Genomic DNA, 16,393 nt, shown 5'->3' on the forward strand with positions numbered 1-16,393 from the left:
TTTTATTCGTCTTCCTTTTTGCGATGATATTTTAACGTATCTACAATGACATAACCTGCAAGTAAGGAAATAACATCTATAAAGATAATCCATTGGCTATGAAAGAACCCTTTATAAATTGATCCGCCTATTAACGCTAATGCGACAATCGTACCGACCCATTTATTACGTGTTAGAAAACTAAACATTACGACTAATATACACGGAAAGAAGGCGGCTAATACCATCCAAATTAACATAAGACTCACCCATTCCTTTTATTAAGAATAGACATTGTTTTCTCTTTTAATTCTGCTTTTGGAATAAATTTCTCGGTTAACATTTCTGGGATAATATTTTCAATGAAATCTTGAACTGAATATAAGTGGTCAAATTGCATGATCGTTTCGAGGGACATTTCATAGATTTCAAAGAATAATGGTTCTGGATTACGTTTCTGAATTTCTTCAAACGTTTCGTATAATAAATCAATTTTATCAGCAACTGATAGAATTTGACCTTCAATTGAATCATCTTTGCCTTCTTGAAGACGTTCTCTATAAATTTCTTGATATTGTTCTGGGATTTCTTCTTTGATAAACGTTTCGACCATCTCTTCTTCAACTTGAGAGAATAATTTCTTCAATTCACTACTCGCGTATTTAACTGGTGTCTTAATATCACCTGTAAATATTTCAGCAAAATCGTGATTAAGCGCCTTCTCATAAAGACTCTTCCAATTAATTTCTCGACCGTAATGCTCCTCAACTGTTGCGAGGTATTGTGCTATCTTAGTCACTTTAAAAGAATGCGCGGCTACATTATGTTCTTGATACTTAAATTTCCCAGGTAATCGAATTAAATTTTCAAGATCGGTTAGACGTTTAAAATATTGATGCACGCCCAATTTGAACGCCTCCTTTATAAAGGAATATTATTTCTTTTAATTATAACAAGACTTCTTTTAAATGAAAGTATTGAGATGTCGTTATTTCAATTAAATTATTAAATAGCAAATCCCTTAAGGAAATTTTAAACTATCCGCTTTCGTTCTGATAGCACGCATGTTGGAGTAAGTGCTCAAACTATGTGATTTTGATTGAAGCGAGCCTGGGACATAATAGTGAAATAGAGCATTTAAACCTTATTTCATAAAATTCTCAAAACAGCTGACTCCTAGGGGAATAGCATGAGACCGGAGACTACAGGCTCCGGCCATGCCCCAGGAAAGCATGCTGTTTAAGAGAATTGTAGTAATATGTCCCAGACACTTTAATGAATTAAGAAGAGCCCCAAATGACTTAAGTTATAAATCATTTGAAGCTCTATTTTTAAAGACTTAGGTATACATCTTTAAACGATTATTTGTTATGAGGTTTACGCTTTCTTCTTAGAAGCAACGTTCCTAAACATAACAGTGAAGCTGAAGCAAATAATGAAATATTTTGTTCATTTTGTCCTGTCTTAGGTAAGACACGTTGAGCTTGAGAGGCTTTTCCAGAAGACATTTCACGTTGCTTATTAGCTTGTGATGATCCATGTGCATTAGCCGTCGATTGACTTCCTACATTCGTAGTCGTGTTAGTTGAAACATGACCATTGCCTTGTTTAGAACCTTTACCTTGTTGAGATGCTTTAATATCTTTCTGAGGCACTTTGATGTTCGGATCTTTGTCTTGTTCTTTGTGGCCTTGTTTATCTTTATTCGGTTTATCTAAGTCAGAGACCTCTATCGTAAATGATTTAGAAGCTTTATTGCCAGCTTCATCTGTAGCTGAAACCTTAACTTCATATTTACCGGCTTGAGTAGGTTTACCTGTGATTGCATTTTGGTCCTTTTCAAAAGTCACACCCGAAGGTAAGCCTTCAACTGATATTGTAACCTGACTATCGTCTTTGACAGATGGTGTTACTTTATTTATTGCTTCACCTAGTTGAACCTTTTGACCTTTAATATCTTCGATCGTTGGTGGCGTTAAATCTTTAACTACAGGCGGTTTAACATTTTCAACATTAACCTTGAATTCCGCTATAGAGCTATTTCCGCTTGGATCAGTTACTTTGACTTTAATTGCATAATTACCCACTGATTTAGGCGTTCCGCTAATCGTATTTGATTTAGCGTCGTACGTAACGCCGTCCGGTAAGCCTTCTACTTCAATCTTATTTGGACCGCTTCCATTATCGGTAACTTGAGGTGAAATCGTATCAATTGCTGTACCGAGTTCTTTTGATTGATTAAGAATCGCTTCAATTGTCGGTTTAGTCGTATCTGTAACCACAAGTTTAAATACTTTAGATGCTGATTGATTGCCACTTGGATCAGTTGCTTTTGCAGTTACATTAAACGTACCCACTTCTGTAGAAGTACCCGTAATTTGATTAGATTTAGAATCGAATGTTACCCCTTTAGGTAGACCTTCAACTGTGATTGTGTGAGGTCCAGTACTATTATCAACAGTGTTTACCGTAATCGCTTTGATTGGATGACCTAATTCAACACTTTGGTTTTCAATGTCGTTAACTTGAGGTGGTGTCGTATCTTTAATTGTTACAGTGAATACTTCCGGAATTGAAACATTACCACTTGTATCCGTTACTTTTACAGTAATCGTAAAGCTACCTACCGTTTTAGGAGTGCCACTGATTGTATTTGTTTCGCTATTATACGTTACGCCTTCCGGTAAACCTTCTACAGAAACTTTATGCGTACCTTGTACGTTATCCGTATATGTTGAAATGACATCTTTTAAAGCAGCGCCAAGTTCGACAACCTGATCGTTTATTTCTGCAATAATCGGTGGTGTTGTATCAGTAACTACTAAATCAAATTTAGATTCTGATGCATTATTGTTTAGATCCGTAGCTTTAATTGTCACTGGATAAGTACCAGGTGTATCAGGCGTACCTTCGATAACTTTAGTTTGGACATTATAACTTACACCTGTTGGTAAACCTTCAACTTCTACCTTACTTGAAGGGTCATCAATGGTAACAGATATTGGCGAGATTGCTTTATCTTCAGGAACGCGTTGATTAGAAATTAGTGTGATGTTTGGTGCAACTGTATCTACAACAATAATCTTGAACGTCTCTGGTATTGAAACATTTCCACTCGCATCCGTAACTTTAACCGTTACATCAAATTCACCTACTGATGTTGGTGTACCACTAATTGTATTCGCCTTGTCGTCATAAGTTACGCCAGAAGGTAAACCTTCAACAGTAACTTTATTTGAACCATTGCTATTTTCTGAATAATTAGGTGTGATCTGAGCAATTGGTGCACCTAATTCAATATTTTGATTCGCAATATCTGTGACTAAAGGCGGTGTAGTATCAGTAACTGTCAATACAAATGGTTCTTCAACACGATTGTTATGTGGGTCTGAAACTTTTACAACTACTGGGTAAGTACCCGGCGTAACTGGTGTACCTTCGATGACATGATTACCTGGGTTATAACTCACACCCTCTGGTAGACCTTCTACAACAACGCTCGCTGTTGGGTCATCAACTACTACAGATATCGGCGTAAGTGCTTGGTCTTCAGGAGCAGTAATATCATCAATTGGTGTTACCGTAGGCGTAATTGAATCTTCAACAGTTATCGTAAATACTTCTGGTGTCGATTCGTTACCACTTGGATCCGTTACTTTAACTGAAACATTAAAAGTACCAACTTCTGTAGATGTACCACTAATCGTATTTGTGTTAGCGTCATACGTTACACCATCAGGTAATCCTTCAACCGATACGGTATGTGAACCCGAAGCGTTATCATGATAAACAGGCGTAATTGAATCTATAGGCGTGCCAAATTCTTTTTCTTGGTTCGAAATCTTATCAATTGTAGGTGGCGTTGTATCTTTGACTACAATTTTAAATGTAGATGGCACTGCTTGGTTACCTTTAGAGTCAGCTGCGTCAATCTGAACTGTGAATTCTCCCACTTCTGTAGGTGTACCGCTTACTTTAAGAAAGACTTGATTCTCTCTTTCTACACCAGGCGGTAAACCAGAAATATTAACCGTTAATTTATCATTTGGATCATTATCTTGGATAACTGGTGTGAATGCAAATATTGGGTTACCTAACTCGATTTCTTGATCATCAAATGTATTAATTGTAGGTGGTGTAGCATCCGTAATTGTCAACGTGAAAGGCTCTTCAGAAATATTGCCGTTTGGATCTGTTGCTCTGACAACGATATTATGAGTACCGAATGTTAGTGGTGTTCCTTCAATGACTTTAGTTTGTGCGTTATAACTTAAGCCTCTAGGTAAATGTAATACTTCAACATTAGCTGTATCATCGTCTACATGAACTGAAATCGGCGTTATTGCAGCCTTTTCAGGCACACTTAAATCATCTATGGCTGTGATTACAGGTGCTGTTGTATCAACAATTGTAATTCTAAATGTTTCAGGCGTAGATGCATTACCACTTCGGTCAGTTACTGTTACGTTTACTTCAAATACGCCAACGCCTCTCGGAGTACCACTTATCGTATTAGTAGCCGAATCATAGTTAACACCTGGTGGTAAGCCTTCGACTGTTACAACATTAGGTCCCTTGGCATTGTCTTGGAATACTGGAACCACTGAGTCAATAGCTGTTCCAAGTTCTTTTTCTTGATCAGGAATAGCATCTATAACTGGTGGCGTAGTATCATTAACCTTTAACAAAAATTGAGTAATCGTTAAATTGTTGCTTGGATCTGTCGCTTTAACTTTAATAGGATACACACCAGGGTTTTCTGGGATACCATCTATGACTTTTGCTAAAGGATTATATGAAACACCAGTTGGCGCGCCTTCGATTTCAACAGTCGCTGTTGGGTCGTTGGTTACGACTGGAATTGGTTGCATCGCTACATCTTCATTAACAGTCGTATGTTTAATTGGTGTGATTGTAGGTGCTGTCGTATCTGCAATCGTGATTTTGAAAGGTTCTTCTGAGATGTTTCCACTTGCATCTGTGACTTTAACTTTTACATTAAACTCCCCTACGCTCGTTGGAGTACCACTAATTTCATTTGTTTGATTGTTGTACGTTACACCTGGCGGTAAATCCTCTACAGTAACTGCATTAGGACCTTTACCGTTATCCGTAAATACTGGCGTAATCGTCTCAATTGGACTACCAAACTCTTTTTGTTGATCTGGTATTTCCGTAATAGATGGCGGAGTTGTATCAACAACTGTTAAGACAAATGGTTTCGTACTTTCGTTACCTTGTGAATCTGTAGCACGAACGATAACTGGATAATCACCCGGTGTTTCAGGAGTACCCTCAATCACTTTTGTAGTATGATTGTATGTTACGCCTTGTGGCAAGCTTTCCGCGACAATTTGAGCTGTAGGATCGTCTACAACAACCGGTATAGCTGTTATTGGTTGATCTTCAGTAACCCTTTGATCTCCAATTTCATCTATTACAGGCGCAATTGTATCTTCGATCGTAATTTTGAATGTTACGAGATTTGCTTCATTTTGACTAGGGTCCGTAACGCGAACTGTAACGTCGTATTCACCAACGCTTGTAGCGGTACCGCTAATTGTATTTGTCTGACGATCATAAGTTACACCAGGAGGCAAACCTTCGACAGTAATCGTATTCGGACCTTTATCATTATCTATTACAAATGGTGTAACGCTATCTATCGGTGTACCGAATTCTTTATGTTGGTTTCCGATTGGCGTCACATTCGGTGCCGAAGTATCTCGAACGCTTAAGACAAAGCTTTCTTGACTTTCGTTACCACTTGGGTCTGTAACTTTTACTGTGATATTATATTCATCTTTATCATCAGCTGATCCGCTTATCGTATTAGAGCTTTGATCGTACTCTACGCCTGATGGCAGACCTTCCACCGTCACATCGTTAGGACCTGGACCATTATCTGTGAAAGCAGGTGTAATAACATTGATTGGTGTACCGAGCTCGTTCACTTGATCAGGAATTTCGCTAATAGATGGTGCAGTCGTATCTGCCACATTAATCGTGAATGTCTTTTCAGCAGCGTTACCTGATGCATCAGTAGCGTGAACGGTAACTTGATATGCACCAGTTTCTGTTGGTGTACCACTAATTGTATGGGATGTAGCATCATACGTAACACCATTTGGTAGATCGTTAACAGTGATGACGTTTGGACCTGGGCCATTATCTGTAACAACTGGAACAACAGATGTCATAGGAGAACCAAGCTCTACGTTTTGGTCAGGTATGTCATCAATCGTTGCTGGTGTTGTGTCCGCTACAATTAAGTTAAATGGTTCTTCAGTTTCATTACCACTAGGGTCTGTCGCTTTGACAACTACAGGGTAAGTACCAGGGTTTGGCGTCGAACCTTCTATCACTTTCGTATTCGGATTGTATGAAATACCCTGTGGTAAGCCTTCAACAACGATATTTGCAGTTGAATCATCAACCTGCACTGAAATCGGTGAAATATCTTGATCTTCATTAACATTTTGATCGTCAATTGCTGTTATCATAGGTGCAATTGTATCTGTGACCGTAATTTTAAACGTTACAGGTGCAGATTCGTTACCGCTTGGATCTGTTGCTTTTAAAGTAATGTCATATTCGCCCACATCACGAGGCGTACCATTAATCGCATTTGTAGTCGCATCATACGTAACACCTTGTGGTAAGCCTTCAACTGAAACAACGTTAGGACCAGCTCCATTGTCTTGAACGACAGGTACAATTGGGTTAATCGCTGTACCTAGTTCGTTAGGGACGTCTGGAATCGGTGAGATTGTCGGAGGCGTTGTATCCGTTACATTTAATGTGAATCGTTCTTCTGTTTCATTGCCATTAGGGTCAGTTGCTTTTACAACAATCGGATATGTTCCTGGATTTTCAGGTGTGCCTTCAATGACTTTTGCACTAGAATTATAACTTAACCCTTGAGGTAAACTTTCAACTACGACATTCGCTGATAGATCATCCACTTGAATTGGAATTGATTGAATCGCCACATCTTCTGGTACGGTCACATCATTTATTTCATTAATCGTTGGTGCAATTGTATCAGCGACATTGAGCGTAAAGCTAACTGGCGTAGCTCCATTACCTTCTGGGTCAGTTGAGTTAACGCTAACGTTAAAAGTTCCAACTTCTGTTGGTGTACCTGAAATCACACCTGTTTGGTTATCAAAGGCCACGCCTTGTGGTAAGCCATCAACAGTGTTAGTAAAAGGTCCTGTGCTATTATCAGTAACTTGGATATTTACTGGTGTTATCGCACTTCCAAACTCAATATCTTGATTGTTAATTGGTGCAATAACTGGTGGCGTCGTATCTTCAACAAGTAATGAAAATGTCTCATTAGCTACATTTTGACTAGGGTCAGTTACAGTGATTGAAATACTATAATTATTAGGTGTTGTAGTTGCCCCACTAATCGTTAAGGTATTTGAATCATAAGTGACGCCGTCTGGTAAACCTGTCACTACGATATTAAAAGGCCCTGAACTATTATCACTTATGATTGGTGTTACAGGTGTCATCGCATTACCTAGCTCAAAAACTTGATTATCAATGTCTCTAATGGAAGGTGCTGTTCTATCCGTCATAGTAATTTTAAATGGCGCTTCAACCCGATTACCACCTGCGTCCGTCGCGACCACTGTAACGTTAAAATCGCCTGTCTGAGTCGGAGTACCTGTGATTTGATTCGTATTCGCATCAAAATTAACACCATCTGGAAGTCCATTGACTTCTATTCGATTAGGTCCTGGACCATTATCTGTTACAACGACATTAATTGGGTTAATCGCGTTACCTAATTCTCTTTTAACGTTTCTAATTGGAGTTATTATAGGATTAGTAACATCATTAACAGTTAAATTAAATGTTTCTTCAGATTCAAGTCCATTAACACCTGTTGCTCGAATTGTAACGGCATATGTCCCAGGTGTATCAGGCGTTCCCGATATTTCTTTAGAAGTGGCATTGAAATTAACGCCATTAGGCAAACCTTCTACGACGTAAGTAGCTTGTGCATCATCTGACTCAACTTGAATCGGAGTCATAGCAACATCTTCGTTCGTTTGTTTATCGTCAATTGCCGTGAATAAAGGGCCACGTGGTGGATGTACCGTTATTGTAAAGCGTTCTTCAGCTGCATTACCACTCGCATCTGTTACAGTGATGAGTCCTTCATAAACACCAGGTGCAGTCGGTGTACCACTAATTTCTTTAGTAGCTGCATTATATGTAACACCATCTGGCAAACTTGATACGTTAATAACTGGTATTTGAGGATCATTATCTGTATAACCTACTGTAATAGGAGATATCGCATTACCTACAATAAGTGCTTGATCTTGAACTGGTGTGATTTCAGGTGCTATAGTATCTCCAACAGTGATATGAAATGTAGATGTAGTTGTGTTGTTTGCAACATCTGTAGCTACAACTGTTACAGGGAAACGACCTACTTGGTTCGGTGTACCACTAATCGTATTTGTACTAGCATCAAATATGAGACCATTAGGTAAGTGCGTGCTTGAACTTAACGATCCTGTAACTGTACGGTGCGCATCTGTATCATTTATATCGATAGAAACAGGCGTAATTTGAGTACCTGCTTCAAATGACTGATCAGATACGTTATTGATAACAGGTGCTTTTGAATCAATATAGAGCATCTTGTCGCTACCGTATTCATAACCTAATTCATTGTCATCGTAAATTCGAGTAGTTAATTCTGGATGGTTCTCTGGTCGAATTACACCACTGTGTAATGGCAATAACTTAGAATTACTTTTTATCGCAACCTCACCTTGAACGTTTTCATTTACAACAAACGTCACATTAGTAGTATAACTATTACCAGGTTCTAAACGCTCATTATTTACGAACGTTAACGTATGGTTTGCTCTATCAAAGACGGGATTAAGCTTAGAGTTATTAACAGTCAAGAAAGACAATTCTTCAGGTACTTTAATAACAGTTTTGTTTTTAGTAAGCGTCACAGCACCTACATTAGTATGCGTGATTTGATAATCAAGTCGATCGCCTCTATTGTAGATATGGTTCTCTCCATAAGCCGAATTACCATTATGCAATATGTTCGTATCAGTTTTAAGAGCAGGTGCTAATCTGATCTCTACATCATCTAACAAATAACCTTCAGCCTCAGCAGTAGCAAAATGTGTACTTTTTGCTCCAGCTTCAAAACGAACTCTAATACGGTTTACATTATCAGGTATTCTTATAAAAGTGCCATCCCACGTCCAACCTGTATAACCACCTGAACGTTCAAAGCTATGAATGACATTACTAAGATTGTTAGCATCAAGGATTTCAGCTTTGAGGGACTCCGACCCAACGTATCCGTTACCACCACTATTTACCCCTGCAAAATGATATTTAAAATAAATAAGCGAACTAGGAACAACTTCGAATTCTTTATAAATCGCATTGCCTTTGGTTTTCAATTCAACATAACGACGATTTTCGTGATTAACTTTAGCTAAACCTATGAGTACGTTTCTTGCATTACCAACAGGACGAATTGGATTGTGATTAGGATCCTCATAAAGCTTTGAATCAGTAAGTTGATCATGACCTACCAAATCAGAAGTTGCAGTCCCAACTTCAACAACCCTAAATGTTCGGTTTGAATCTTCAGTACGCCATCCTTCAAATTCATTAGTCTCAAGCTCTTTCCAATTATGAGTTACATTACCTTTGTTTGTGGAAGTACTAGTACCTGTTTGAGTCTGAGGTACCGTTTTAGTATGCGCTACAGCGTTCGTAAAATCCCCATTTTCAAAAGAGTTATCAGCGCCTGGAGTAATAATACCGTTTTGCGGGTTAGTTAAATAACCTGCTTCAGATGGATTTCTTGGACCTTCATAATTGGTAGCTGCTGTATTCGAGTTAGGCGCACTTGCAGTCGCAGCTGTATTACTTGTACTTGATGTATTTGTCGTTGCGGCTGGCGTAGATGCATTTGTTGTCGTAGGACTACTTGGACTTGATGCCGTAGCAGTAGGTGAACCTTGATTATTACTTGCTGGTTGAGACGCAGCTGGATTAGGTGATGTAGATGAAGGGTTCGACGCCGTAGACGTACTTGCTTCAGCTTCATTGACACCGGCTAGAAATAACAGAGCCCCTAACACTACAGAAGTGGTACCAATCTTATACTTACGTATTGAGAATATTTCTTTTTTTAACTTCATTGTTACACCTCATTGTTGTTTAATCTTAATTACTTTCGTAATTATTGGTGCGTTCTATCTTTACATATCCAGAGATGACTCATGCCGAATAACTTATCTAGAACACTTCCACTCGATTATATAACAACAAATCAATTTAATAAATTTTTTTCTTAATTTTGCAACGTTAAGTTTTCGTATTCATATAAACCGATTATCAACTAACACTAATAACTAAAACATATAATCATTATAAAATTTCAAGATAAATAAGAACGCAAAAAAGCCTAAAGCGAAGATTCTCTTCGACTTTAGGCTTTTAAAAATTAGTAATTATTTGAATTAGTGAATATAGTTATAAGCACCAGTATTTGATACGTTACGGTAGCTCTTAACACCTACACCATTCCAGTTCATTTCTGAAACTTGGATAGATCCATCCGCATTAATTGCTTCTACAACACCAACGTGACCATAAGCACCATTACCACTTTGGAAGATAGCGCCTACACTTGGTGTATTGTTAACAGTGTAACCATTAGAACGTGCTGCACTCGCCCAGTTATTAGCATTGCCCCATAAAGAACCAACGCCTTTACCTAATTGTTGACGACGTTCAAATGCATAGTACGTACATTGACCCCAGTTATATAAATTACTTCCTGAAAATGATTGTGGAGCAGTGTATGTTTGACTTGCAGGTTGGCTATAAGATTGTGTTTGATTGTAACTTACATGTGATACTGATGGCGCATTAGTTGGCGCAGCAACTTGATAGTCACCATTGTAGTTAACTTCATTAGTAGCTACAGGTACGTAAGCTTCGTTTTTAACTTCTTGATTTTGAGCATACGTATTAGCTTGAACTTGTACGTTCTCAACGTTTGAAGTAGAAACTTCATTATAAGTTGTTTCATAATTTGGCGTTACAGGTGTAGCAAGTTGATTAATATGTTGTGCACCTTTTTCAGATACTGCTAATAATTCTCCAGGATAAATTGTTGTATCGTTTAATTGGTTCCATTCAAGTAGCGTTTGAACAGAAACGTTATATGTTTGGCTGATCTTTTGTAATGAATCGCCTTCTTTAACGATTACGATATCTTGATCAGGTACCGCGATTGTAGCGTTTTTCTCTATGTATGTACCATTTAATTGATTTAATGCTTGAATTTCATCTGATGTAGTGGCAAATAAGTTAGCAATTTCGTCTAATTGCATATCTTGATTAGTAGTAAATTGTTGAGCTGCGTCCGCTTCGTTTGCAATAAATGTTGATAGTGCTGTAGTTGCGATTGCTGAGTAAATAACCTTTTTCATATTGAAATCCTCCTGATAACATTTACTTTTTTTCGACAAGACAAAGTATAGCATAATGAATTGTACAATTTATTAATGTAATACACATGTAATATAAACGTCATTAGATGGTACAATATTTATAAAATAGTGGTTATATGAAATAATATATGTAATATACCTAAATATATTTTCTCATTAAAAAAGCAACTGACCTAACGAAAGTGTTTACTTTCGCTATTTCAGTTGCTTAAGTTAATTCTCATATCTTATAACGTTGTTTCCTCGTCCTCTTGGCCAAGGTCCATTTGGCTTCTTAAATAAGCATTAATAAACGGACCAATATCACCGTCCATCACTTTAGACGTATTACCCGTTTCTTCATTCGTACGGTGATCCTTAACCATTGAATAAGGATGGAACACATAAGAACGGATTTGGCTACCCCATCCTATTTCTTTTTGTTCACCTCTAATAGCTGCTAATTCACTTTCTTGACGTTCGATTTCTTGTTGATATAACTTAGATTTCAACATTTTCATAGCAGCTTCACGATTTTTAATTTGGGAACGCTCATTTTGGTTATTTACAACAATACCTGATGGATGGTGTGTAATACGGATTGCTGACTCTGTTTTATTAATGTGCTGTCCGCCTGCACCAGAAGCTCTGAACGTATCTACCGTAATGTCATCTGGATTGATATCGATTTCAATTTCATCATTATTAAATTCAGGTATCACATCACATGAAGCAAATGACGTATGACGACGACCTGAGGAATCGAATGGCGAAATACGCACAAGGCGATGGACACCTTTTTCGGCTTTAAGGTAACCGTATGCATTATGTCCTTTGATAATCATTGTGACACTTTTAACGCCCGCTTCATCACCTGGTAAGTAATCTGTGACTTCTACCTTAAATCCAGCATCCTCAGCATATCTTTGGTACATACGAAGTAACATACTTGTCCAGTCCTGTGATTCAGTACCGCCTGCACCAGGATGCAATTCTAAAATCGCGTTATTCGCATCATGTTCACCATTTAATAACAATTGAAGTTCAAAATCATCTATTTTGTCATCTAAAGCGACTACTGATTCTTCTAAATCATCTTTCATATCTTCATCATATTCTTCTTGAAGCAATTCATAAGTCGCATCTAAATCTTCAATTTCATTATTTAAATCATGATACGCATTTACAACAGACTTTAACGCATTATTTTTATCAATGATTTCTTGAGCTTTTTGTTGGTTATCCCAAAAGTCAGGCTCAGCCATCATTTCTTCATATTCTTCTATATTTGTCTCTTTGTTTTCTAAGTCAAAGAGACCCCCTTAATTTTTCAAGTTGATTGCTATGTTTATCGATATTACGTTTAATTTCGGATAATTCCATAAAATCGCTCCTTTATAACTAACATACTTTTTAATAGTAAAAAAAGGGCAGCGCAAATGTCAAGTTAACATTTGCATACTGCCCTTTTAACGCATTATTGACCATGACAGTTCTTATATTTCTTACCACTACCACAAGGACATGGTTCATTACGGCCAACATCTTCATCTTTAACAAATGGCTTAGATTTTACTTTCTCTTTACCATCTTCGCTTGATAAATGTTTACCTTCGCCTAGGTCTTCATTTTTCTCACGTTTTACATCATCTTCTACAGTGACTACTGATTTTAAGATATATTTCGTTACGTCTTCTTCAATACCTTGCATCATGCTATCAAATAAGTTGTGACCTTCGTTTTGATAGTCACGAAGCGGATTTTGTTGACCATAAGAACGTAAATGGATACCTTGACGTAATTGATCCATTGTATCAATGTGATCTGTCCATCTTGCATCAATAGAACGTAGTAAAATCATACGTTCGAATTCTTCCATACGTTCGTCAACATTTTCTTTTTGGTGCTGATAGGCCTTTTCAACTTTAGCCCACACAATATCAAAGATATCTTCGCTGTCACGACCTTTGATCTCATCAACTGTTAAATCACCTTCACTTAGGAAGATGTCATTCACGTAGTTGATAAATGGTTCGTAATCTTGGCTATCGTCGTCATCGTTAATGTAATAACGGATGGCTCTATCAAGCGTTGAACGCATCATAGTGTCAACTAAATCAGAGCTTGAAGGCTCATCTATAATACGGTTACGTTCTGCATAAATAATTTCACGTTGCTTACGTAAAACTTCGTCGTATTCAAGAATACGTTTACGTGCGTCAAAGTTGTTACCTTCAACACGTTTTTGAGCAGATTCTACTGCACGAGATACCATTTTAGATTCGATTGGTGTTGAATCGTCCATACCAAGACGGTTCATCATCGTTTGCATACGATCTGATCCGAAGCGAACCATTAACTCATCTTGTAAAGATAAGTAGAAACGACTGTCACCTTTATCACCTTGACGACCAGAACGACCACGTAGCTGATCATCGATACGACGTGATTCGTGACGCTCAGTACCGATTACAGCAAGACCGCCTAAATCTTCTACGCCTTCACCAAGTTTAATGTCGGTTCCACGACCGGCCATGTTTGTCGCGATTGTAACGGCACCTTTTTGACCCGCATTCATGATAATTTCCGCTTCATGTTCGTGGTTCTTAGCGTTTAAGACATTATGTCTAACGCCACGTCGTTTTAAAAGGTTTGAAATGTATTCACTTGTTTCAACCGCTACAGTACCTAGAAGTACGGGCTGACCTTTACGATACTTTTCAATAACTTCTTCAACAACTGCATCAAACTTACCTTTTTGACTCACATAAATTTTATCTGAGTTATCGATACGTTGAACAGGACGGTTCGTTGGAATTTGTGTAACCGTCATATTATAAATATTACGGAACTCTTCTTCTTCCGTCTTCGCAGTACCTGTCATACCAGCTAGTTTATTGTACATTCTGAAGTAGTTTTGGAATGTAATCGAAGCCATCGTTTTAGATTCATTTTGAATTTGAACGCCTTCTTTAGCTTCAATTGCTTGGTGTAACCCTTCTGAAAAGCGTCGACCTGGCATTGTACGACCAGTGAATTGGTCTACGATTAAAACTTCACCTTGATGAATCATATAGTCAACGTCACGTTGCATTGTGTAATGTGCACGTAAAGCAAGACTGATATGGTGAATGATATCAACATGTTTCACGTCGTATAAGTTATCGATTTTAAACATGTTTTCTGCTTTATCGATACCTTGTTCAGTTAACTGAACAGATTTCGTCTTTTCATCATAGTGATAGTCATCGTCTTTTTTAAGCATTTTAACGAATACGTTCGCTTGCGTATAAAGTGTTGTCGATTTTTCAGCTTCACCTGAAATAATTAATGGTGTACGCGCTTCGTCGATTAAGATAGAGTCAACCTCATCAATGATGGCAAAGTGAAGCGGTCTCATAACACGGTCTTCTTTATAATTCACCATGTTGTCACGTAAGTAATCGAAACCTAACTCGTTGTTCGTACTATACGTGATGTCTTGATTATAAGCTTCTCTTTTTTCAGTTGTGTTTAAACTATTAAGGTTAAGCCCAACTGTTAAGCCTAAGAAGTTATAAAGTTCAGCCATCTCTTCACTTTGAACACTAGATAAGTATTCATTGACCGTGATAACGTGAACACCACGTCCAGCTAATGCGTTTAAGTATACAGGCATAGTAGCTGTTAACGTTTTACCTTCACCCGTTCTCATCTCAGCAATATCACCTTTATGAATGGCAATACCACCCATAACTTGTACGCGATATGGTGACATATTAAATACACGTTTAGCACCTTCACGTACTAACGCAAATGCTTCCGGTAAGATTCGATCTAATTCTTTATCTTGTTTTGAAACACTTTCAATCGCTTGAATTTTGTCTTGGAATTCTCTTGTTTTATTTCTAATATCGTCATCTGACAAGCGCTCGATTTCTGGTTCTAAGTCGAGTACTTTATCAGCTAGTTTACCGAGGCGTTTTATTTCTCTATTATTGCCGTCAACAATTTTCGATAAAAAACCCATTCTGTTCGCTCCTTTTTAGCATAAAAACTGTTTGGCTTACAACAAATCATCATATCATATATTTTATTTACGATGCGTTTCGTTCGATTTAATTGATATAAATGAGATGATTTCTTCACACTATATTAGTGTAAGTCATATTGTTCATTAATTCTAATATATCACCTTAACGTGAATTTAGTGTTAATTTTCCCCACCTTGAAAAGCCCTTTAGATACAAAATGAGACTGAAACAAAGTCGATTGCTTCAGTCTCATAAATTATAATTTAAGTGTTATGATTTAGTTTGAATTAAACCATACTTTCCATCTTTACGTTTATAAACAATACTTGTTCCTTCAGTATCTCTGTCATTAAATACAAAGAAATCATGACCTAACAAATTCATTTGAAGAACTGCTTCTTCAGAATCCATCGGTTTTAATGCAAATTCTTTAGATTTAATTATCTCGATATCTGGTTCATTTTGTTGTTCTTCTTCAGTTGTATTCTCAACAACAGGTGTGAATAAATCTTCTTTGTTACCTTTAGCACGATGCTTGCGGTTTACTTTAGTTTTATATTTACGAACTTGTCTTTCAAGCTTATTATTAATTAAATCAATACCCGCATATAAATCATCGTGTCGTTCTTCTGCACGAAGCGTTACATTTTTTAACGGAATTGTTACTTCAATTTTAGTACTAGAGTTTTGATACGTTTTAACTTTCACGTGCGCTGTCACGTTTGGCACGTTTGTAAAGTAACGTTCTAACTTGCCAACTTTCTCCTCGATATAATTTCTGATGGCATCTGTAATAGTGAGGTTGTCGCCATGAATTTCAAATTTAATCATAGTGATCTACTCCTTTCAACCTCTATTTTTTATTTTTTTATTCTATTCCTTACTTATATTTTA

The 16,393-nt window shown here is 37.4% G+C and carries 7 protein-coding genes; all 7 read right to left on the reverse strand.

Annotated elements, in window-relative coordinates; translation table 11 throughout:
• Positions 1–2 precede the first annotated feature (2 nt).
• Entirely contained in the window at positions 3–239 is a 237-nt protein-coding gene (locus A33S_RS0105765; RefSeq protein ID WP_009383067.1) for a CsbA family protein, read from the reverse strand.
• Positions 240–244: 5 nt separating this feature from the next.
• The gene (locus tag A33S_RS0105770; RefSeq protein ID WP_009383068.1) at positions 245–886 is read right to left on the reverse strand and encodes a YfbR-like 5'-deoxynucleotidase; all 642 of its coding nucleotides are present in this window, start codon (positions 884–886) and stop codon (positions 245–247) included.
• Between the two features lie 454 nt (positions 887–1,340).
• Positions 1,341–10,187, reverse strand: coding sequence for a putative Ig domain-containing protein (locus A33S_RS0105775; protein WP_017176636.1), 8,847 nt, complete (start codon positions 10,185–10,187; stop codon positions 1,341–1,343).
• A 321-nt stretch (positions 10,188–10,508) separates the two neighbouring features.
• Positions 10,509–11,486 carry a CHAP domain-containing protein gene (locus A33S_RS0105780; RefSeq protein ID WP_009383070.1) on the reverse strand — a complete coding sequence of 326 codons (978 nt, stop codon included), beginning with the start codon at positions 11,484–11,486 and terminating at the stop codon, positions 10,509–10,511.
• A gap of 248 nt (positions 11,487–11,734) precedes the next feature.
• Positions 11,735–12,869 (reverse strand): peptide chain release factor 2 gene (prfB, locus tag A33S_RS0105785; RefSeq protein WP_100223788.1). Its coding sequence is split into 2 segments (ribosomal slippage): positions 11,735–12,796 and positions 12,798–12,869, totalling 1,134 coding nucleotides; the frame shifts between segments, so codons are not numbered across the junction.
• Positions 12,870–12,963: 94 nt separating this feature from the next.
• Positions 12,964–15,495 carry a preprotein translocase subunit SecA gene (gene secA, locus A33S_RS0105790; protein ID WP_009383073.1) on the reverse strand — a complete coding sequence of 844 codons (2,532 nt, stop codon included), beginning with the start codon at positions 15,493–15,495 and terminating at the stop codon, positions 12,964–12,966.
• Between the two features lie 274 nt (positions 15,496–15,769).
• The gene (gene hpf / locus A33S_RS0105795) at positions 15,770–16,330 is read right to left on the reverse strand and encodes a ribosome hibernation-promoting factor, HPF/YfiA family (protein ID WP_009383074.1); all 561 of its coding nucleotides are present in this window, start codon (positions 16,328–16,330) and stop codon (positions 15,770–15,772) included.
• Positions 16,331–16,393 lie beyond the last annotated feature (63 nt).

This window comes from Staphylococcus massiliensis CCUG 55927, from assembly GCF_000298075.1.
GTDB classification, from domain to species: Bacteria; Bacillota; Bacilli; order Staphylococcales; family Staphylococcaceae; genus Staphylococcus; species Staphylococcus massiliensis.

Coding starts and splice junctions, on each gene's coding strand:
- A33S_RS0105765 (WP_009383067.1), bottom strand. CDS start 239: ATGTTAATTTGGATGGTATTAGCCGCCTTCTTTCCGTGTATATTAGTC.
- A33S_RS0105775 (WP_017176636.1), bottom strand. CDS start 10,187: ATGAAGTTAAAAAAAGAAATATTCTCAATACGTAAGTATAAGATTGGT.
- A33S_RS0105780 (WP_009383070.1), bottom strand. CDS start 11,486: ATGAAAAAGGTTATTTACTCAGCAATCGCAACTACAGCACTATCAACA.
- secA (WP_009383073.1), bottom strand. CDS start 15,495: ATGGGTTTTTTATCGAAAATTGTTGACGGCAATAATAGAGAAATAAAA.
- hpf (WP_009383074.1), bottom strand. CDS start 16,330: ATGATTAAATTTGAAATTCATGGCGACAACCTCACTATTACAGATGCC.